21 protein-coding genes and 1 pseudogene are annotated in these 17417 nt (G+C 62.2%); 13 read left to right on the top strand and 9 right to left on the bottom strand.

The genetic code is table 11. The annotated features are described in order from the left end of the window. Nucleotides 1–228: 228 nt before the first annotated feature. Together ACTV8E_RS02595 and ACTV8E_RS02600 are read left to right on the top strand one after the other, a co-directional pair. Entirely contained in the window at nucleotides 229–1113 is an 885-nt protein-coding gene (locus ACTV8E_RS02595) for a DNA-3-methyladenine glycosylase family protein (protein ID WP_443198374.1), read from the top strand. A gap of 2 nt (nucleotides 1114–1115) precedes the next feature. After that, the gene (locus ACTV8E_RS02600) at nucleotides 1116–1613 is read left to right on the top strand and encodes a methylated-DNA--[protein]-cysteine S-methyltransferase (protein ID WP_251837244.1); all 498 of its coding nucleotides are present in this window, start codon (nucleotides 1116–1118) and stop codon (nucleotides 1611–1613) included. Between the two features lie 13 nt (nucleotides 1614–1626). Here ACTV8E_RS02600 and ACTV8E_RS02605 read toward each other — a convergent pair whose 3' ends face one another. The 3 genes and pseudogenes from ACTV8E_RS02605 to aroC all read right to left on the bottom strand — a co-directional run bounded on the left by ACTV8E_RS02605 (nucleotide 1627) and on the right by aroC (nucleotide 4564). Further along, nucleotides 1627–2166 carry a 1,2-dihydroxy-3-keto-5-methylthiopentene dioxygenase gene (locus tag ACTV8E_RS02605; RefSeq protein ID WP_443198375.1) on the bottom strand — a complete coding sequence of 180 codons (540 nt, stop codon included), beginning with the start codon at nucleotides 2164–2166 and terminating at the stop codon, nucleotides 1627–1629. A 65-nt stretch (nucleotides 2167–2231) separates the two neighbouring features. Then, nucleotides 2232–3389, bottom strand: a pseudogene (locus tag ACTV8E_RS02610) (MFS transporter). A gap of 83 nt (nucleotides 3390–3472) precedes the next feature. Next, nucleotides 3473–4564, bottom strand: coding sequence for a chorismate synthase (aroC, locus tag ACTV8E_RS02615; protein WP_443198376.1), 1092 nt, complete (start codon nucleotides 4562–4564; stop codon nucleotides 3473–3475). Nucleotides 4565–4764: 200 nt separating this feature from the next. Here aroC and ACTV8E_RS02620 point away from each other — a divergent pair, with 200 nt between their 5' ends. Further along, entirely contained in the window at nucleotides 4765–5547 is a 783-nt protein-coding gene (locus ACTV8E_RS02620; RefSeq protein ID WP_443198377.1) for a hypothetical protein, read from the top strand. Between the two features lie 121 nt (nucleotides 5548–5668). On the opposite strand, the gene prmB is transcribed toward ACTV8E_RS02620, so the two are convergent. Continuing rightward, nucleotides 5669–6589, bottom strand: coding sequence for a 50S ribosomal protein L3 N(5)-glutamine methyltransferase (prmB, locus tag ACTV8E_RS02625; protein WP_443198378.1), 921 nt, complete (start codon nucleotides 6587–6589; stop codon nucleotides 5669–5671). Nucleotides 6590–6768: 179 nt separating this feature from the next. Here prmB and ACTV8E_RS02630 point away from each other — a divergent pair, with 179 nt between their 5' ends. From ACTV8E_RS02630 to folE, 4 genes are all read left to right on the top strand, one after another. Continuing rightward, nucleotides 6769–7365, top strand: a complete 597-nt coding sequence (locus ACTV8E_RS02630; RefSeq protein ID WP_443198379.1) for a cysteine hydrolase family protein — start codon at nucleotides 6769–6771, stop codon at nucleotides 7363–7365. An 89-nt stretch (nucleotides 7366–7454) separates the two neighbouring features. Then, nucleotides 7455–7775, top strand: a complete 321-nt coding sequence (locus ACTV8E_RS02635) for a hypothetical protein (protein WP_443198380.1) — start codon at nucleotides 7455–7457, stop codon at nucleotides 7773–7775. Nucleotides 7776–7819: 44 nt separating this feature from the next. After that, nucleotides 7820–8377, top strand: a complete 558-nt coding sequence (locus tag ACTV8E_RS02640) for a Smr/MutS family protein (RefSeq protein WP_251837237.1) — start codon at nucleotides 7820–7822, stop codon at nucleotides 8375–8377. 132 nt (nucleotides 8378–8509) lie between these two features. Continuing rightward, nucleotides 8510–9055, top strand: coding sequence for a GTP cyclohydrolase I FolE (folE, locus tag ACTV8E_RS02645; protein ID WP_251837236.1), 546 nt, complete (start codon nucleotides 8510–8512; stop codon nucleotides 9053–9055). 147 nt (nucleotides 9056–9202) lie between these two features. Here folE and ACTV8E_RS02650 read toward each other — a convergent pair whose 3' ends face one another. The 3 genes from ACTV8E_RS02650 to ACTV8E_RS02660 are packed head-to-tail and all read right to left on the bottom strand — an operon-like array spanning nucleotide 9203 to nucleotide 11193. After that, nucleotides 9203–9475 (bottom strand): acylphosphatase, encoded by a 273-nt coding sequence (locus tag ACTV8E_RS02650; RefSeq protein ID WP_251837235.1) that lies wholly within the window; start codon nucleotides 9473–9475, stop codon nucleotides 9203–9205. A 12-nt stretch (nucleotides 9476–9487) separates the two neighbouring features. Continuing rightward, nucleotides 9488–9955 (bottom strand): TlpA disulfide reductase family protein, encoded by a 468-nt coding sequence (locus ACTV8E_RS02655; RefSeq protein ID WP_443198381.1) that lies wholly within the window; start codon nucleotides 9953–9955, stop codon nucleotides 9488–9490. Further along, the gene (locus ACTV8E_RS02660) at nucleotides 9952–11193 is read right to left on the bottom strand and encodes a virulence factor BrkB family protein (protein ID WP_273535032.1); all 1242 of its coding nucleotides are present in this window, start codon (nucleotides 11191–11193) and stop codon (nucleotides 9952–9954) included. Before ACTV8E_RS02660 ends, ACTV8E_RS02655 begins: the two co-directional genes overlap by 4 nt. Nucleotides 11194–11347: 154 nt before the next feature. Between ACTV8E_RS02660 and arsC the strand changes: the two genes are divergently transcribed. The 3 genes from arsC to ACTV8E_RS02675 are packed head-to-tail and all read left to right on the top strand — an operon-like array spanning nucleotide 11348 to nucleotide 12703. Then, nucleotides 11348–11701 (top strand): arsenate reductase (glutaredoxin), encoded by a 354-nt coding sequence (gene arsC, locus ACTV8E_RS02665; RefSeq protein WP_443198382.1) that lies wholly within the window; start codon nucleotides 11348–11350, stop codon nucleotides 11699–11701. Then, complete coding sequence (wrbA, locus tag ACTV8E_RS02670; RefSeq protein ID WP_251837231.1) at nucleotides 11698–12303, top strand: NAD(P)H:quinone oxidoreductase; 606 nt, start codon at nucleotides 11698–11700, stop codon at nucleotides 12301–12303. Before arsC ends, wrbA begins: the two co-directional genes overlap by 4 nt. Beyond that, entirely contained in the window at nucleotides 12296–12703 is a 408-nt protein-coding gene (locus tag ACTV8E_RS02675; RefSeq protein WP_251837230.1) for a DUF2069 domain-containing protein, read from the top strand. Before wrbA ends, ACTV8E_RS02675 begins: the two co-directional genes overlap by 8 nt. 98 nt (nucleotides 12704–12801) lie before the next feature. Here the strand turns inward: ACTV8E_RS02675 and hda are convergent, their stop codons facing one another. Then, nucleotides 12802–13506: a DnaA regulatory inactivator Hda gene (hda, locus tag ACTV8E_RS02680; RefSeq protein WP_251837229.1), complete on the bottom strand. Its 705-nt coding sequence runs from the start codon at nucleotides 13504–13506 to the stop codon at nucleotides 12802–12804. Between the two features lie 170 nt (nucleotides 13507–13676). Next, entirely contained in the window at nucleotides 13677–14687 is a 1011-nt protein-coding gene (locus ACTV8E_RS02685; RefSeq protein ID WP_443198383.1) for a DUF2066 domain-containing protein, read from the bottom strand. 263 nt (nucleotides 14688–14950) lie between these two features. On the opposite strand from ACTV8E_RS02685, the gene purM reads away from it, so the two are divergent. Genes purM through ACTV8E_RS02700 form a run of 3 tightly spaced genes read left to right on the top strand, consistent with a single transcriptional unit; the run spans nucleotide 14951 to nucleotide 17381 of the window. Beyond that, nucleotides 14951–16009, top strand: a complete 1059-nt coding sequence (gene purM, locus ACTV8E_RS02690; protein ID WP_443198384.1) for a phosphoribosylformylglycinamidine cyclo-ligase — start codon at nucleotides 14951–14953, stop codon at nucleotides 16007–16009. Then, nucleotides 16009–16659 (top strand): phosphoribosylglycinamide formyltransferase, encoded by a 651-nt coding sequence (purN, locus tag ACTV8E_RS02695; RefSeq protein WP_443198385.1) that lies wholly within the window; start codon nucleotides 16009–16011, stop codon nucleotides 16657–16659. The genes purM and purN overlap by 1 nt, the downstream gene beginning before the upstream one ends. Nucleotides 16660–16670: 11 nt before the next feature. Continuing rightward, on the top strand, nucleotides 16671–17381 hold the full coding sequence (locus ACTV8E_RS02700; RefSeq protein ID WP_443198386.1) for a DUF3108 domain-containing protein: 711 nt from the start codon (nucleotides 16671–16673) through the stop codon (nucleotides 17379–17381). Nucleotides 17382–17417 lie beyond the last annotated feature (36 nt).

Below are 17417 nucleotides of genomic sequence, written 5' to 3' on the forward strand. Positions count from 1 at the left end.
CATAGCGCAGGTGCGGCCCGTGCACCGGGATGGACACCGCTGGCGGCCGAAAGATGGCCGCACAGGTTCCCCGGCACTCGCACGCAGCGGTAAAGCAGCCCCCCGCTATTCGCCTCGCCAAAGCGCACGGCGAAGCGCTGGCACCATTGCTGAAGCGGTTCGCAGCTTAAGCAAACTCAGGACCTCAAGCGCTCGACCGAGCTCTTCTGCACGCTCTATGCTCAAGCCATGAACAGCGCAGCAACTACCCTCCACCTCCCCTACCTTGCCCCGTGGGACTGGCAACAGTTCCAGCGCCATTTCGCCCTGCGCCTGTTGCCCGGTGTGGAAACCCTCGCCGACGACGGCTATTGCCGCAGCCTACGTATCGGCGGCGTGACGGGCTGGCTGGCGGTGAGTCCGTTGGCCGGGCAAAACCTTTTGGAGTTACGCATCAGCCCTTCGGCCCAGACCATCAGTTCCGCATTGGTGACGCGGGTGCGGCGCATGTTCGATCTGGATGCCGACCCGCAGGCCATTGCCGCGCATTTTGCCGCCGATGCATTGCTCGGGCCACTGGTGGCGGGTTATCCGGGCTTGCGCCTGCCCACGGCGTTCGACCCGTTCGAGCAAGCCGTGCGCGCCATCGTTGGCCAGCAAGTCACGGTAAAGGCGGCGGTGACCATCACCGGCCGGCTGGTGGCGCGTCTCGGCGAGCCGTTGCCGGATGCGCCCGCTCAGGGGCCCCAGTATCTATTCCCAACGCCGGAACAGATTGCCAGCGCCGACCTTTCCGCCATCGGCATGCCCGCCAAGCGGGTGCTGGCGTTGCAACGTCTGTCGGCTGCCGTGGCCGATGGTAGCCTCGAGCTGCATGTTGAGGACGGCGCCGACGCGCTGGTGGAACGCCTCTGCGCCCTGCCCGGCATTGGGCCCTGGACCGCCGAATACATCGCCCTGCGCGGTTTCGGCGCGGTGGATGCCTTTCCTGCTGCCGATCTTGGCCTGCTCAAGGCGCCGGTCTGGGGACAAGGTGGCATTGGTGCGCGGGAACTGAAAATTCGCGCTGAGGCCTGGCGTCCTTGGCGAGCCTATGCTGCGATTCATCTCTGGCACAGTTACGCAGGAGGTTGAACATGTTCTATCGCTATCAGGAAAGCCCCATCGGCCGCTTGCTACTGGTGGGCGATGAGGCTGGGCTACGCCAATTGCTCATGGATGTGCCCACCGAGCCTTGGGTGATCGGTGAGCAATGGGTGCCGGCTGAAACGCAATTGGATAACGTCTGCCGGCAGTTGGACGAATATTTCGCCGGTCGTCGCCAGCGTTTCGACCTGCGCCTGGCACCGCTGGGCACCGCATTCCAACGGAGCGTCTGGCAAGCGCTGCTGGAGATTCCCTTCGGCCAGACCTGGAGCTACGGCCAACTGGCACGGCACATCGGCAGTCCCCAGGCGATGCGTGCCGTGGGCGCTGCCAACGGCGCCAACCCCATCGCGGTAATCCAGCCCTGTCATCGGGTGATCGGCAGCAACGGCAGCCTCACCGGTTTTTCCGGTGGCCTGGAACGCAAGACGCTATTGCTGAAACTGGAAGGCTGGCAAGGGATGCGGCAGGCAGCGTTGGCCCTGTAAATGGCTCGCCCTGCTAGTTTTCAAAACCTGGAAAACGGCTGGCGATGTCGTCGCCGGTTGGCGTACCGTCTTCGGCAGTGTTGAACATCCGCAGCGCCATAGAATAGGGATTCTCACCCATGTCGAACCAGTGCGCCGTGCCCGCCGGCACCACCAGCAGATCGTTTTTCTCGCACAGCACGGCATATACCGCGTCACCGATGTGCAGGTTGAACAACCCGCTGCCGGCCACAAAGAAAAACGCCTTGTCTTCGGCGTAGCGGCGCTCTTGCAGCAAGCGGGCACGCAGGGCGTCCTGCTCGGGGGTATCCCGATCGACAGCGAACATCTCGGCTTTGCCATAGCCGCCTTGCGCAATCAGCCGGTCGAGATCAGCGCGGTAGGCGGCCATCACGTCGTCCTGCCCGGCGTCCGCTTGCAGCGGCGCACTGGCAGCCCAGCGCTCAACCCGCACCCCGACCGTGGCGAGAGTGGAAACGATGTCCTCAAGATAGGTCAGCACCTTGTTGGGCTGCTCGGGGCGGGATTGGTCGTAAACGCTCAGAATGCTCATGGGAACTCTCTTTTAATGCGGCGGGCCGGTATAACACCGACCGCGGTAATGATCTGGCCGCCGCGTCAGCTATGCGGCGCGGTTTCCTGCAAGCGGACCGCCATGATACCCGCTGCGAGCAATGCGGCCAGACTGGCCAGGGTGAAGGTCATTCCCGCGCCCAAGCTGCTCCAGCTGTAGCCGGCATACAGTGCACCGAAGGCGCCGCCGACCCCGGACAAGGTGGCATACAGCGCCTGCCTCTGTCCTTGTTGGCGCGCGCCGAAGCTGCGCTGCACAAAATGAATCGCGGCCGCATGAAAACTGCCGAACGTTGCCGCGTGCAGTACCTACGCGAACAACAGTATCGCCAGCTGCTCGGCCAGATAACCCAACAGCAGCCAGCGTAGCGCGGCCAGCAGAAAGCTGGCGATCAGCACGCGGCGCAGGGAGAAACGCTCGAGAATCCGCGCCATGCCGAGAAACAGCAGGATCTCCGCAACCACACCCAGGGCCCAGAGCAGACCGATGGTGCCGCGCGTATAGCCGAGCGCCTCGAGGTGAATGCTCAAAAAGGTGTAATAAGGACCGTGGGCCAGCTGCATCAACGCCACGCAGCAGAAGAACGCCAGTACGCCCGGCCGGCGCAATTGACGCAGAAAGCCGCCCTGCCCGGCGGCATCGGCCGATTGCTCGGGCTGGGCGTTGGGCACCCACAGGCTGGCGACCACGATGCCGCCCATGATCACCAGCAGCGCCACCGGATATGCCGCCAGGCTGACCACCTCGAACAGCCGGCCCAAACCCATTACGGTGAGGATGAAGCCAATGCTGCCCCATAGGCGAATCTGGCTATAACGCGCCGAGCGCTCACGCAAATGCGCCAGGGTAATGACCTCGAACTGCGGCAAGACTGCATGCCAGAAGAACGCATGCAGCGCCATCACCAGCGCCAGCCAGGCATAACTCTGGGCCACGAAAATCAACGCGAAGGACAACAGCGTACAAAGCGCGCCGAGGCGCACGATAAGCAGGCGTTGGCCGGTGACATCGCCCAGCCAACCCCACAGGTTGGGCGCCACGAAGCGCATCAGCATGGGTATGGCGATCAGCTCACCAATGCGCGCCGGGGAAAAGCCCAGATGGTCGAAGTACAGCGACAGAAACGGCGCCGTGCCGCCCAACAGGGCGAAATAGCAGAAGTAGAACGAGGAAAGGCGCCAGTAAGGTAAGGCAGGCATGATTCACGTCGAGGTGGTTGAACGCAGCGATAGCCGACCGGGGCCGCTGGGTATCGCTGCGCTCAACCCAGCCTACGTACGGAAACTCACAACTGCGGCAATACCGGGGTGCTCACTCGCACATCGGCATTCTGAGCGCGATGCCGCAACAGATGATCCATCAGCACGATGGCCATCATCGCCTCGGCGATGGGCGTGGCGCGAATACCGACGCAAGGATCGTGGCGGCCCTTGGTAATCACGTCCACCGGATTGCCATCGACATCGATGGAACGCCCCGGCGTGGTGATGCTCGAGGTAGGTTTGAGCGCCAGGTGGGCAATGATCGGCTGGCCCGAGGAGAGGCCACCCAGAATACCGCCGGCGTTGTTGCTCAGGAAACCTGCAGGGGTCAGCTCGTCACGGTGCTCGGTGCCGCGCTGGGCCACGCTGGCAAACCCCGCACCGATTTCCACGCCCTTGACGGCGTTGATGCTCATCAGCGCATGGGCCAACTCGGCGTCCAGGCGGTCGAAGATCGGCTCGCCCAAACCCGGCGGCACGCCCTCGGCGACCACGGTGATCTTCGCGCCGACCGAATCCTGATCGCGGCGCAACTGGTCCATGTAGGCCTCCAGCTCCACCACTTTGTCCGGGTCGGGGCTGAAGAAAGCGTTCTGCTCGACGCTGTCCCAGGTCTTGAAGGGTATTTCGATGGGGCCCAGTTGGCTCATGTAGCCACGCACCTGGATGCCCAGGGTGGCCAGGTATTTCTTGGCAATTGCCCCCGCTGCCACGCGCATGGCGGTTTCGCGGGCCGAGCTGCGTCCGCCACCCCGGTAATCGCGCACGCCGTACTTGTGGTGGTAGGTGTAATCCGCATGGGCCGGGCGGAACAGGTCCTTGATCGCCGAGTAGTCCTTGGACTTCTGATCGGTGTTGCGAATCAGCAGGCCAATCGGGCAGCCGGTAGTCTTGCCCTCGAATACCCCCGAGAGGATTTCCACCTCGTCGGCTTCCTGGCGCTGGGTGGTGTGCCGGCTGGTGCCCGGCTTGCGACGATCCAGATCGCGCTGCAGGTCGTCCAGACTCAGCTCCAGCCCCGGTGGGCAGCCATCGACGATGGCGACCAGCGCCGGGCCGTGGCTTTCGCCGGCGGTGGTGACGGTGAATAGCTTGCCGTAGGTATTGCCGGACATGCAGGAAGCTCCGCGATCAGCCTTGAAAAAGGCCGGCAGTATACCTGAGCGGCGACCGAGATTCGCCGTTTACGGTAGGGCTGGGACGCCGGCACGGGGTGACGAAAACGTGGGCGACTCATCAGTTATTCGCAATAACAGACTGCAGAGACCGAAATTGCGGCCGATAACCCCTTGGCAGACAGTCCGTGGACCCCCCGATGACCGAAACACCTCCCGAATCCGAAGCCCCTGAGCAAGAGGCGCAGCCGCAGGTACACCCTTGGGCCAACCTGGCTCCGGTACCCCATCGCCTGCTCCGCCTGTTTCCGCAGCCGGTCGATCGCGCCACAGGCGTGCGCCCGCTGCGCTTTGCCCAATATTCCCGTCTGGAGCGCAACAGCCCCAAGGAAAGCCTGTTGCGCCTGCGCGTCGATCTGCCTGGGCAGTCCGTGCGCAACGGCCACAACCAGTTGGATGTCTGGGTTGACCATGTGCAGAAGGAAGTCCGCTTCGCACCGGACGCCGGACTGCAAATGGATCCGCCCAATCGTGGCCTGGGCCGCTTTTTGCTGGCCCAGGGCATCGACTGGGCACAGGGCAAATGGGCGCATTACCAGGTTCAGGGCGGCGACCTGCCCAACAAGAACTTGCTCAGCGAGGATGCCCGCCTACGTCGCGATCATGCTCTACGCGGCCAGGGCTTCGAGGTGGTGTACCCGGATGAGGGTCAGCTCAAGGCTCATTTCGACGCCCCTCGGTTGAGTAATCTGCTGACCGACTGGAACCCCGAGAAAGTGCAGGTCATCGATACCCTCGATGCGGCCAGCATGTTGGAGCAAGCCGACCAACAGATGCGTGATCAGGACGCCATCCTGCGCAAGCAGGAAGAACGCATCACCTGGCTGAAGCGCGAGGACAGCGGTCTGCGCTTTACCGTCACCTGTCTGGTGGCCTTCGCCCTGTTTCAAGCCGGCCTGCTGATCTGGATCGCGACGCGCTGAAGCCTGCCTGAGCCTTAAGCTATTGCAGGTGGATGTCGCGTTTACATCCACCCACGCGCCCCTCGGTGGACAACAAACAGCGGTTGTCCACCCTACGCACGGGCTGACCGTCGAGTACAGATCAACCGCGCAAACGGCTGCGGAACAATTCCTGATGCTCGCGGCATTGCGCAGCGGCGAGCAGGAACACGCCGTGGCCGCCGTATTCGAACTCCATCCAGGTGAAGTCCACTTCGGGGTACAGCGCCTCGACGTGCACCTGGCTGTTGCCCACTTCGACCACGAGAATGCCCTGTTCGGTCAAATGGTCTGCCGCCTCGGCAAGCATGCGCCGCACCAGATCCAGGCCATCATCGCCGCAGGCCAAGCCCAGAGCCGGCTCATGGTGATATTCAGCGGGCATGTCGGCGAAGTCTTCGGCATCCACGTACGGCGGGTTGGAGACGATCAGGTCGAAACGCTGTTTGGGCAGCCCCTCGAAACCGTCCCCCTGCACGGTGTAGACCCGCTCTTCCAGGCCGTGTCGTTCGATGTTCAGGTTGGCCACTTCCAGGGCCGCAAACGACACATCGCTGAGCACCACCTCGGCCTCCGGAAAGGCCGTGGCGCAGGCGATGCCAATGCAGCCGGAACCGGTGCACAGATCCAGAATGCGCGCCGGAACAGCCGGCAACCAGGGCTCGAACTGTTGCGCGATCAGTTCAGCAATGGGTGAACGCGGGATCAGCACCCGCTCATCGACCACGAAGGGCAAGCCGTAAAACCAGGCTTCGCCAAGCAGATAAGCCGTCGGAACACGCTCAGTAATTCGGCGCCGGATCAGCGCATGCAGCAGCTGGCCCTCTTCGTCTTCCAACCGGCAGTCCAGATAGCTGTCGGCTATTTCATAGGGTAAATGCAGAGCGCCGAGCACCAACTGCCGCGCCTCATCCCAGGCATTGTCGGCGCCATGACCGAAGAACAGATTCTCGGCCTGGAAACGACTGACCGCCCAGCGGATATAATCGCGCAAACTGCGCAGGCGAGTGGGTAGAGCGGTCACGGCAATTTCTCCGATTAAAATGGGCGCGGTAGTTTAGCCGAAGCCTGACGCCACTGCCCCACTATCCTTGATCTTTTTGACGTCAAAATGACATCACGGCACACTGCGCCGTTACCCGCATTTCACAACTGCGACCTAAGCGGCGACAATGTGCCACATCGTGTTTCAGGAGTTCCGTCATGTCCCAGCTGCAAACCATGCTTCAACTCAGCGGCCGTGGCTATGCCCCCGCCATGCTGGGCGCCGCCACACTGCTGATCATCGATGCCCAGGAAGAATACCGCAGCGGGGTCCTGGCGTTGCCGGGGCTGGCGCCGGCAATGGCAGAGATCGCACGATTGCTGAGCGCAGCCCGCGCCCAGAACCGGCCCATCGTCTTCGTTCGTCACCTCGGTGCTCCGGGCAGCTTCCTTGATCCGCAAACCCGCCGCGGCCACTTTCTTCCCGAACTCGCCCCACTGCCTAACGAGCTGATCGTCGAAAAGCGGCTGCCGAACGCCTTTGCCGGCACCGAGCTGAATGACACGCTGATTGCCCTGGGCCATCTCGACCTGATCGTCTGCGGTTTCATGACCCATTCCAGCGTGAGCACAACCGTGCGAGCGGCCAAGGACTATGGTTATCGTTGCACATTAGTGGACACAGCCTGCGCTACTCGCGACATCCCGCTTAATGAGAGTGGCACGCTGAGCGCGGATCAGTTGCACCGCATGGAAATGGCGGCCCTGGCCGACAATTTCGCCATGGTGGTTCCGAATGCCCAAGCGGTGATGTAACCGCCGCAGCCCCGCGCAAAAGACCGTCGCCGGGAACCTCCAGGGAGCATACGGGCCACAGCCTGGTGGATTTTCAGGAGCGATACCGGATGAAATTTTCTGAGAGGTTCACGGCCAACAGTGTTCGCCCGCGCCGCCAGCGCCTCTGGAGCTGGCGTCTCGGCGGCTTCTTCGGCGCCCTGTTTGCGGCCTTCGGCATCCTTCTCGCCATGGCTGGCACCGCCACCTTGCTGGGCCGACCTCCTGCACTGGGCTCGCTCAACGACAGCGGCGGCGATGCCTGGGGCTTGCTGATCGTCGGACTGGTGCTACTGGCCTTGGGTATCATCATCTGGCGACGCTGCCGCCAGCGCCTGCGCTTCAAGGAGGGCTTGAGCCTCTCGCCCCATCTGATGAAAAAGCGCGACTGAACCTGGCACCGTCTCCGTTACACTTGCCTCCCTCAGGAGGTCACATGCAAGACGACGATTTTTCCCTGTTCCAAACGCAAATGCGGGGTGTGCGCCGCATTCAGGTGGACCAGGCCGAGACGGGCAAACCCAAGACTGATCGCCAACAGATCGCCCATCGCCGGGAAAATGCCACTCAGCGCACCGATGCCATCAAGGTAGACGGCCTGTCCGATCAGTTCGTCATCGACGTCGGCGCCGAGGATGAGCTTTATTGGGCGCGCGACGGTGTGCAGGAAGGCCAGATGCGCAAGCTCAAGGCGGGGCAGATTCCTTTCGAAGGCAGTCTGGACCTGCATGGCATGACAGTGGAAAAGGCCCGCGAAATTCTCTGGGACTTCCTCGCCGAAGCCACCCGACTGGAAATCCGCTGCGTGCGTGTGACCCACGGCAAGGCCGCCCGACTGGATGGCAAGCGCCCGCTGATCAAGAGCCACGTCAACACCTGGCTGCGCCAGCATCCGCAGATACTCGGTTTCACCTCCTGCCTGCCAAGGCACGGGGGCTGCGGTGCGCTGTATGTGATTCTCAAGCGCACCATGCTCGAAGGCAGGGATGAATAGCGTCCCCGTCCACGTGCGGAGCGGCCTGCGCAGGGCCTTTTCCGCTTGAAGGTGAGGACTGTGGCTTGCAGCTTGCTGCCACACCCCCTACCCTTCGCCCCTCGCGCCCCATGAATTCTGACAGGTAGTTAAATGTCCCTGGAACAAAGCTACACCGCGATCCTCGGCCAGCTCGGCGAGGACGTGACCCGCGAAGGCCTGGTCGATACGCCCAAACGTGCCGCCAAAGCCATGCAGTTTCTCTGCAAGGGCTATCAACAGACCCTTGAAGAGGTCACCAACGGCGCGCTGTTCAGCTCCGACAACAGCGAGATGGTGCTGGTCAAGAATATCGAGCTGTATTCGCTGTGCGAGCATCACATCCTGCCGTTCATTGGCAAGGCCCATGTCGCCTACATGCCCAATGGCAAGGTACTGGGGCTGTCCAAGGTTGCGCGCATCGTCGACATGTTTGCGCGCCGCCTGCAGATCCAGGAAAACCTCACCCGCGAAATCGCCGAAGCCATCGAGTCGATCACCGATGCCGCCGGCGTAGCGGTGGTCATCGAAGCCCAGCACATGTGCATGATGATGCGTGGCGTAGAGAAGCAGAACTCCACCATGGTCACGTCGGTGATGCTGGGCCAGTTCCGCAGCAACCCTGCAACTCGCAGCGAGTTCCTCAGCCTGATTCGCTGATCGACCGCCATCCTTCATCGCGCCCGCGCCTGGTTTCAGCCGCGGGCGCGTTGTTTGTGGCGCGAAGTAAATGCTACGTAGAGGCGTGATCCTTTCCACGGTATCGCCATAACCTCTCGCCGCTTGCGATTACGCTACGTTCAGCGTTCAGCGCCGAATGTGAAAGCCCGTCATGCCCTGCATGGCCGACTCGGAAACCTCCACCGCATCCACATGGGCTGCGGACGGCCCTTGCTTCATCCACTCGATCAGTTTCAGCACCGCGTGCTCCTCACCTTCGAGCATCGCCTCGACGCGCCCATCGTCCAGATTGCGCACCCAGCCGCGCACCTGCAAAGCCACTGCCTGATCAGCGGCACTCTGGCGGTAGTACACGCCCTGGACCCTGCCGCTTACCCTCACGTGCCGACAGATTTGCATAGCGGTCTCCCTCTATTGCGCTCGCAATGCCTGGAGCCGTGCGGTCAGTCCCTGCGCAGTCTGCTCGCCGAGCAATTGCTCTCGCACCTGGCCCTGGTCGTCGATGATGTAGGTCACCGGCAGTACCTTGCTGCGTGGCAGGTCGTAGCGCGCTGCGGGGTCGTCGGCAAGCACAGTAAAGGCAATGCCCATCTTGTCAGCGGCCTGCTGCAGCGAGTCGCCTTGCAAGGCATCGAAATTGACGCCCAGAATGCGCACGCCCTGCCCGTTCAATTGCTGCTCGAGGGCATTGAGCTCGGGAATCTCCTTGCGACACGGCGCGCACCATTCCGCCCAGTAGTTGACGACCAGCCACCGCCCCTTGAGGCTGTCCGCACGCACGACCTTGCCATGCTGATCGAAGCCCAGGTCGCTGTCGGCACAACCGACCAGGCCCAAGCCGAGCACAATCACCAGAATGATTCTTGCCAATCCGCTCATTTGTTCCTCTCCGTTTCTCCGTTCGTGGAGCCGCGTAACCAATCGGCCAGGTTGCCGCTGAAAATTCGCGTTCGCTCTGCCTGAAGCGCTCCCAGATCCTCCAGCAGGGCCGGGTACCAGGGCTCGGGCAAGTGTTCCGGCAGTCGTTCCAGTGCCGGCAATGGCCAGGGACTGCGGCTGATCAGAGTATGCAGCTGGTAATGATGCAGGTCGCGGCTTAGCACCCAGGCATTCCCGCCAGTGCGGCAGACGAGCTTTTCACTGTGCAGGAAAGCCAGCACCTCATGCCATTCCTCTTCCGGCAGCGGCCAGCCCTCCTTGCGTACGTCCAAAAAGCGCAGCGTGGTCCCCTGCCGCTGGCGTTCCTGCAGCACACGCAAAATACCCAACGTCGCCAGCAGGCGCGGCAAAGGGCGCGCCCGCCAGGCCTTGGTCGACGACAGGTTGCAGGTCAATTCGGCGCCAAACAGCACGATCAGCCAGGACACATAGATCCACAGCAGAAACAGCGGCACCGTGGCGAAGGCGCCATAAATCAGCTGATACGCAGGGAACAGGCTGACATACAAGCTGAACAGCTTTTTCGCCGCCTCGAACAGCAGTGCGCAGAACACCCCACCCAAGAAAGCATGGCGCAACGGCACGCGGGTATTGGGCACCACCGCATACAACAAGGTGAACGCGGCCACGCCGAGCAGCAACGGCGCGAGGCGAAACAGCCCGCCCACCCCGAACAAGGCATCCGGTCCGGAGAGCAGCGAGAGCGAGGCGATGTAGGTACTGATCGCAAAGCCGGCCCCCAACAGCAACGGCCCCAGGCTCAGAATCGCCCAGTAGATCAGGAAACTGCTCACACCCCGGCGTGGCTGGCGCACCCGCCAAATGGTGTTGAAGGCTTTTTCAATGGTCAGCATCATCAACAGCGCGGTGACCATCAAAAAAGCCACGCCCAGCCAAGTAAGCTGGCGGGCCTGGATACTGAAGCCCTGCAGATAGGCCAACAGAGTAGCGCCGGTGGAAGGCACGAAATTGCGAAAGACAAAGGCCTGCAGGCTTTCTCCCACCTCACGAAACGCCGGTACAACCGAGAGCATGGCGAAGGTCACCGTCATCATCGGCACTACGGCGAACAGCGTGGTATAGGTCAGTGCCGCCGCGCTGTTCGGCCCGCGGTCGGTCAGAAAGCGCTGCCAGAGAAAGTTCCAGAACTCTCCGATATCCAACAACCGTTGACGCATGCCGTCTCCTTGAAATTGGGTACCCGCCTGCGCGCGATTATTTGTCAGAAGCCGAACTACGCGCCACGCTGCAGCCCGAATGGCACACCAGAGCCTTCAGCCCCGCGTCCAGATGGGTAGAATACCCGCCACCTTACGCCGGAAGCGACCTGCCATGACCGAATTGATCCTGTACCACAATCCGCGCTGCTCGAAATCACGTGGCGCTCTGGAACTGCTCGAAGCCCGCGGCCTCACCCCGACCGTGGTGCGCTACCTGGAAACCCCACCCAGCTCCACCGAACTGCAGGCGCTGCTTGCCAAGCTCGGCTTCAATGCCCGGCAGTTGCTGCGCACCGGTGAAGATGAATACAAGACGCTCAACCTGGCAGATGCCACTCTGACAGAAGCGCAGCTGATCGAGGCCATGGCGTCCCATCCAAAGCTGATCGAACGCCCGATTCTGGTGGCTGGCGACAAGGCGGTGGTCGGTCGTCCGCCAGAGAACGTTCTGGAGATCCTGGCATGAGCACGCCCTACATTCTGGTGCTGTATTACAGCCGCCACGGCGCCACTGCCAACATGGCCCGGCATATCGCCCGCGGCGTGGAACAGGCCGGCCTGGAAGCCCGTCTGCGTACCGTGCCAGCGGTGTCCACTGAATGCGAAGCGATCGCGCCAAGCATTCCCGAGGAGGGCGCTCTCTATGCCACCCTCGATGACCTGAAGAACTGTGCCGGTCTTGCCCTGGGCAGCCCAACTCGCTTCGGCAACATGGCCGCACCACTGAAGTACTTCCTCGATGGCACCAACAGCCTGTGGCTGACTGGCGGCCTGGTCGGCAAGCCGGCGGGCGTGTTCACCTCCACTGCCAGCCTGCATGGCGGCCAGGAAACCACCCTGCTATCGATGATGATGCCGCTGCTGCACCACGGCATGCTGATCTGTGGTCTGCCCTACAGCGAGTCCGCCCTGATCGACACCCGCGGCGGCGGCACGCCCTATGGCCCGAGCCACCATGCCGGCGCGGATGCCAAACGCGCCCTGGACGAACATGAAATTGCCCTGTGCCGTGCCCTTGGCCAGCGCCTGGCGAACACTGCCCGCAGCCTGGAGAACTCCCGTGGCTAAAACGCCCAAGCCCTTGCCGTCCCTTGCATGGCTCAAGCCACGCCTGGCCGTCACCCGCGCTATCAGCCTGCTCAGCTTTTTGGCCCTGGCGCTGCTGATTGGCATCTGGAACGGCTTCTTTGCCGATCTGCATGGCGCTCGCCCCTGGGTGGTGCTGAGCATTGTGCTGCTGCCGCTCGTATTGCTTGCCCCAGGCATCCTGATGGGCAGCGCCCGCGCCCACGCCTGGTTGTGCTTTGTGGTGAATATCTACTTCATCCAGGGTGTCTTGGCGGCCACTGACCCGGCCCGCAGCCTGTACGGCTGGGTCGAAGCGCTACTCAGCCTGCTGCTGTTTTGCAGCGCCATGTACTACACCCGCTGGAGATTCCAGTACGACCGCAAGCTGGCGGGAGAATAAGGAAAGAGTGCCCATGGGTGGATGTCGTATGGCATTCACCCCCTCGCTGCCTGGTGGACAACTAAAAAACGGTTGTCCACCCGACGAGTTACCAAGGTTTACCAGCCCAAGGTTTCCTTGAGGAAGGGAATGGTCAGCTTGCGCTGGGCCTGCAGGGAGGCCTGGTCCAGTTGCTCAAGCAGCTCGAATAGGGCACTCATGCTGCGTGCGCCCCGGGTGAGAATGAAGCGGCCCACCTCATCGGTCAGATGCAGGCCTCGGCGCGAGGCGCGCAACTGCAGCGCACGCAGCTTATCTTCGTCGGAGAGTTCCTGGAGTTGAAAGACCAGCGACAGGGACAGCCGCGACTGCAAGTCCGGCAGTTTCACCGCCAACTCGCGTGGCGAGGCGGAAGCCGAGAGCAACAGGCGTCGACCGGAATCGCGCAAGCGGTTGAACAGATGGAAAAGAGCTTCTTCCCACTCCGCACGCCCGGCGATCGCATCCAGATCATCCAGACAAATCAGCTCATAGCTTTCCAGATTGTCGAGAATCTCTGGGCCTAGCTCCGCGACTTCCCCAAGCGGCAGATACAGCGCAGGTTCACCGTTCTGTTCGAGACGCAGGCAAGCAGCCTGCAGCAGATGGCTGCGCCCAACCCCTGCGCTTCCCCATAGATAAATGAGACTTTCAGCCCAGCCGGCTTCGGCTTCGCAGAGACGTTCGACATACCCAACAGCGGCCGCGTTGGCACCGGGGTAGTAATTGGCAAAGGTGGCGTCGTCGCGCAGACGCACGCCAAGAGGAAGCTGAACTGGTTTCATGCCGGGCCTGAAGGCTCCTTGAAGCCGCGAGGGCGCTCCAGTGGGAAGTGCAAAAAGTGTATACCCCACCCCAGAGCCATACAACGCAAGTCTACTCAAATAAAATCAAAGACTTGCGCAAGCCCAGCAGAATACAGGCAAGAACCGGAACAGCAGCAATCAATTATTGGTTAGTGAAAGCGCAGCACCGAAGCGCGTGCTTCCGTTATCACGCCGTCGCCCTGCACCGCCGCCGCAGGCAGTTCTTGCAGGCGAGCCAGCGCCAGTTGAGCCCGCAACTGCTCGGCGCTGGCCTTAAGCCGATAGGTCAATACCTTGCCATCGGCGCGCAGCAGACGCGGAGCAAAAGGCTCCAGGAGTCGCTCGAGTTCGGCATAGCGCGGCAGATCAACATTACTCACCACCAGCGTAAGCACTTCTTCACCGCCGGGACGAACCACGAAAAGCGGCGCCAGCGCCTGCTGCACTGCCAATAACACGGCGTCGTTCAATACGGCGGGGTTGGCCCCGACCACTTGCCCCTGTAGCAACTGCTCGCCATGCCACAAGCGCCAATGGGCCTGCCACTGCGATCCTCTGGCTTGACGGGCATAGACCGTCAACAGCACGTCCGCGGCGTAGCGGGCAGAGGCGTCACGCAAGGCCGAAAGATTCTTGCCACTCAAGGCTGACGGTGTGCCGACCCACTGTTCGGACAAATCCGCCAGCGGCACCCGCACAGGCAGTCCGCGGTGCTGAGCAGCGCGGCGCAACAACGCCGAACTTTCCTGGGTATCACCCACTAACAGACTGCCCCTGGCGGACTCGTTCAGCCACCACACCAACACGGCGGGTCGGTCGGCGCCCCATAGTGGCAACCCGGCATCACGCAAGGCCTGCATGCTGGTGGCCGGATCAAAATCCACCACCAGCATGTTGCCGTCATAGGCATATTGGCTGATCAAGCGCTGCGGCTTCTCGCGCAAGGCAATGACAGCGGGATTTTCCAGCGCAGCGGGATCACCCGACAGGCGCATCACCAAGGTATCCAGAGCCTGACGCAGCACCTGCTCGCGCTCCACAGCCTGCTGGCCGAGCACCGCTTCACGTACCTGATACAAGCCGTTCACGGGCGCGGCAAGGCTGGCCAGAGAGAGCAACGACATACAACACATGACCAACAGGCGGGCTATCAGGCTCATGAAAAATTCCCGAAATAAGCGGCTTCCACCGCGATATGAAAGTGCCATACCTTAAACAGCCACTCACCAGACGGCAACTGCATCCGCGCGGGAATGGCCGCTGACCGGCAAGCCTGATAAAATCGCGCGCCTTCGCGATGCGCCCCCAGTCGCCTGTGCGGTTGGTTGGTTAACTCAACTTCGTCGAAGTTGACTAACTGAACCCGCCAAACAGGCCACAGGCCCGCTCGCCCCTACGCACTCTCCCCAAAAGGCCGGATTTTATGAGCAAGCAACCCTCCATTAGCTACAAGGACGCCGGAGTCGACATCGACGCGGGCGAAGCGCTGGTCGAGCGCATCAAGGGCGTAGCCAAACGCACTGCACGTCCTGAGGTGATGGGCGGTCTGGGCGGCTTCGGCGCCCTGTGTGAAATCCCTGCCGGCTACAAGCAACCGGTCCTGGTTTCGGGCACTGACGGCGTCGGCACCAAGCTGCGCCTGGCGCTGAACCTGAACAAGCACGACAGCATCGGCCAGGACCTGGTGGCCATGTGCGTCAACGACTTGGTGGTCTGCGGTGCCGAGCCGCTGTTCTTCCTCGACTACTACGCCACCGGCAAACTCAACGTCGATGTGGCGGCCACTGTAGTGACCGGCATTGGCATGGGCTGCGAACTGGCCGGCTGCTCGCTGGTAGGCGGCGAAACCGCCGAAATGCCCGGTATGTATGAAGGTGAAGACTACGACTTGGCCGGCTTCTGCGTGGGCGTGGTGGAAAAAAGCGAAATCATTGACGGCTCGAAAGTCGCTGCTGGCGATGCGCTGATCGCACTGCCCTCTTCCGGCCCGCACTCCAATGGCTACTCGCTGATCCGCAAGATCCTCGAAGTCTCCGGCGCCGACATCGAAACCATCCAACTGGACGGCACAGCGCTCAGCGAGCTGCTGATGGCGCCGACGCGCATCTACGTCAAGCCGCTGCTGGCGCTGATCAAGGACACCGGCGCGGTGAAGGCCATGGCGCACATCACCGGCGGCGGCCTGCTGGACAACATTCCCCGCGTGCTGCCCGAAGGCGCCCAGGCGGTGGTCGATGCCGCCAGCTGGACCCGCCCGGCGGTGTTCGACTGGCTGCAGCAACAAGGCAACGTCGACGAGCACGAGATGCATCGCGTCCTCAACTGCGGCGTCGGCATGGTCATCTGCGTGGCGCAGGATCAGGTCGAGACCGTTCTCGCCCACCTGCGCGCCAGCGGCGAACAGCCCTGGGTGATCGGCCAGATCAATGCGGCAGCCGGCGCAGCCGAACGTGTCGTGCTGAACAACCTGAAACAACACTGATGGGCGCACCCTGCAATGTCGTGGTGCTGATTTCCGGCAGCGGCAGCAACCTGCAGGCGCTGATCGACAGCCTCGCCGCCGGGGATACCCCGGCGCGCATCAGCGCGGTGATTTCCAACCGCGCCGATGCCTACGGCCTGACCCGTGCCGCCCAGGCGGGCATTCCCACCGCCGTGCTGGATCACAAAGGGTTCGCCGATCGAGAAGCCTTCGATTCAGCGCTCATCCAAGCCATTGATGCCTACGCACCGAACCTGGTGATATTGGCCGGCTTCATGCGCATTCTCACGCCCGGCTTCGTGCGTCATTACCAAGGCCGCCTGCTGAACATCCACCCTTCGCTGCTTCCCAAGTACAAGGGATTGGACACTCACACGCGCGTTCTAGAAGCGGGCGACGCCGAACATGGCTGCAGCGTGCATTTCGTTACCGAGGAACTCGATGGCGGGGCATTGGTCGTACAGGCCGTAACCGCCGTCACCCCAGGCGACACCGCGCAAAGCCTGGCGATGCGTGTGCATCAGCTCGAACACCGCATCTATCCTCTGGCCATGCGCTGGTTCGCAGAGGGTCGCTTGCAACTGGATGGCGATAGCGCAATGCTGGACGGCGTGCCCCTGCCGGCGTGCGGCACGCTGATTCGAGCCTAGGAGAACTGGTAATGCATCGAGTCCTTTTGCTGGTGAGTGCCTTGTTCTGCCTGCCCGCACAAGGCTTCGAACTGCAGCCTTTTTCGGCCAGCTACACGGCTGACTTCAAGCAAGTACCGGTCAGCGGCTCGGCTGAGCGCAGCCTCGTCCAGCAACAGGACGACACCTGGAAACTGCGTTTCAAGGCCTCCATGCTGGTGGCTAGCCTGACCGAGGACAGCACCTTTCGCGTGACCAATAACAGCCTCCAGCCCCTGACCTACCAGTACCGCCGCAGCGGTCTGGGCAAGAGCAAGGAAATCGAGCACGACTTCGACTGGAGCAGCAGACAAGTACTGGGCAGCGAACGCGGCAAGCCGCTGCGCGTGCCGCTCAATCGGGGCCTGCTGGACAAATCCACTTATCAGCTCGCCCTGCAGTATGACGTTGCCGACGGCAAGACCAGCATGAGTTACCAGGTTCTCGACGGCGACGACGTCGAGACCTATGACTTTCGCGTCCTCGGCGAAGAAGCGGTGCGCACCCGCGCCGGTATTGTCGATGCCCTTAAGGTCGAGCGCGTGCGCGACCCCACCAAGAGCCGCCGCAAGACCACCATGTGGTTCGCCAAGGACTGGAACTACCTGCTGGTGCGCCTGCATCAGGTGGAAACCGACGGCAAGGAATACCAGATCATGCTCAAGGCGGGCGACGTGGACGGCCGCACGGTCAAAGGTCGCTGAGTTTTCTAGCGCAGGTCGGAAGAAGACCGGACGGCA

Source organism: Pseudomonas sp. B392_1p (assembly GCF_052245235.1).
GTDB lineage: Bacteria > Pseudomonadota > Gammaproteobacteria > Pseudomonadales > Pseudomonadaceae > Serpens > Serpens gallinarum.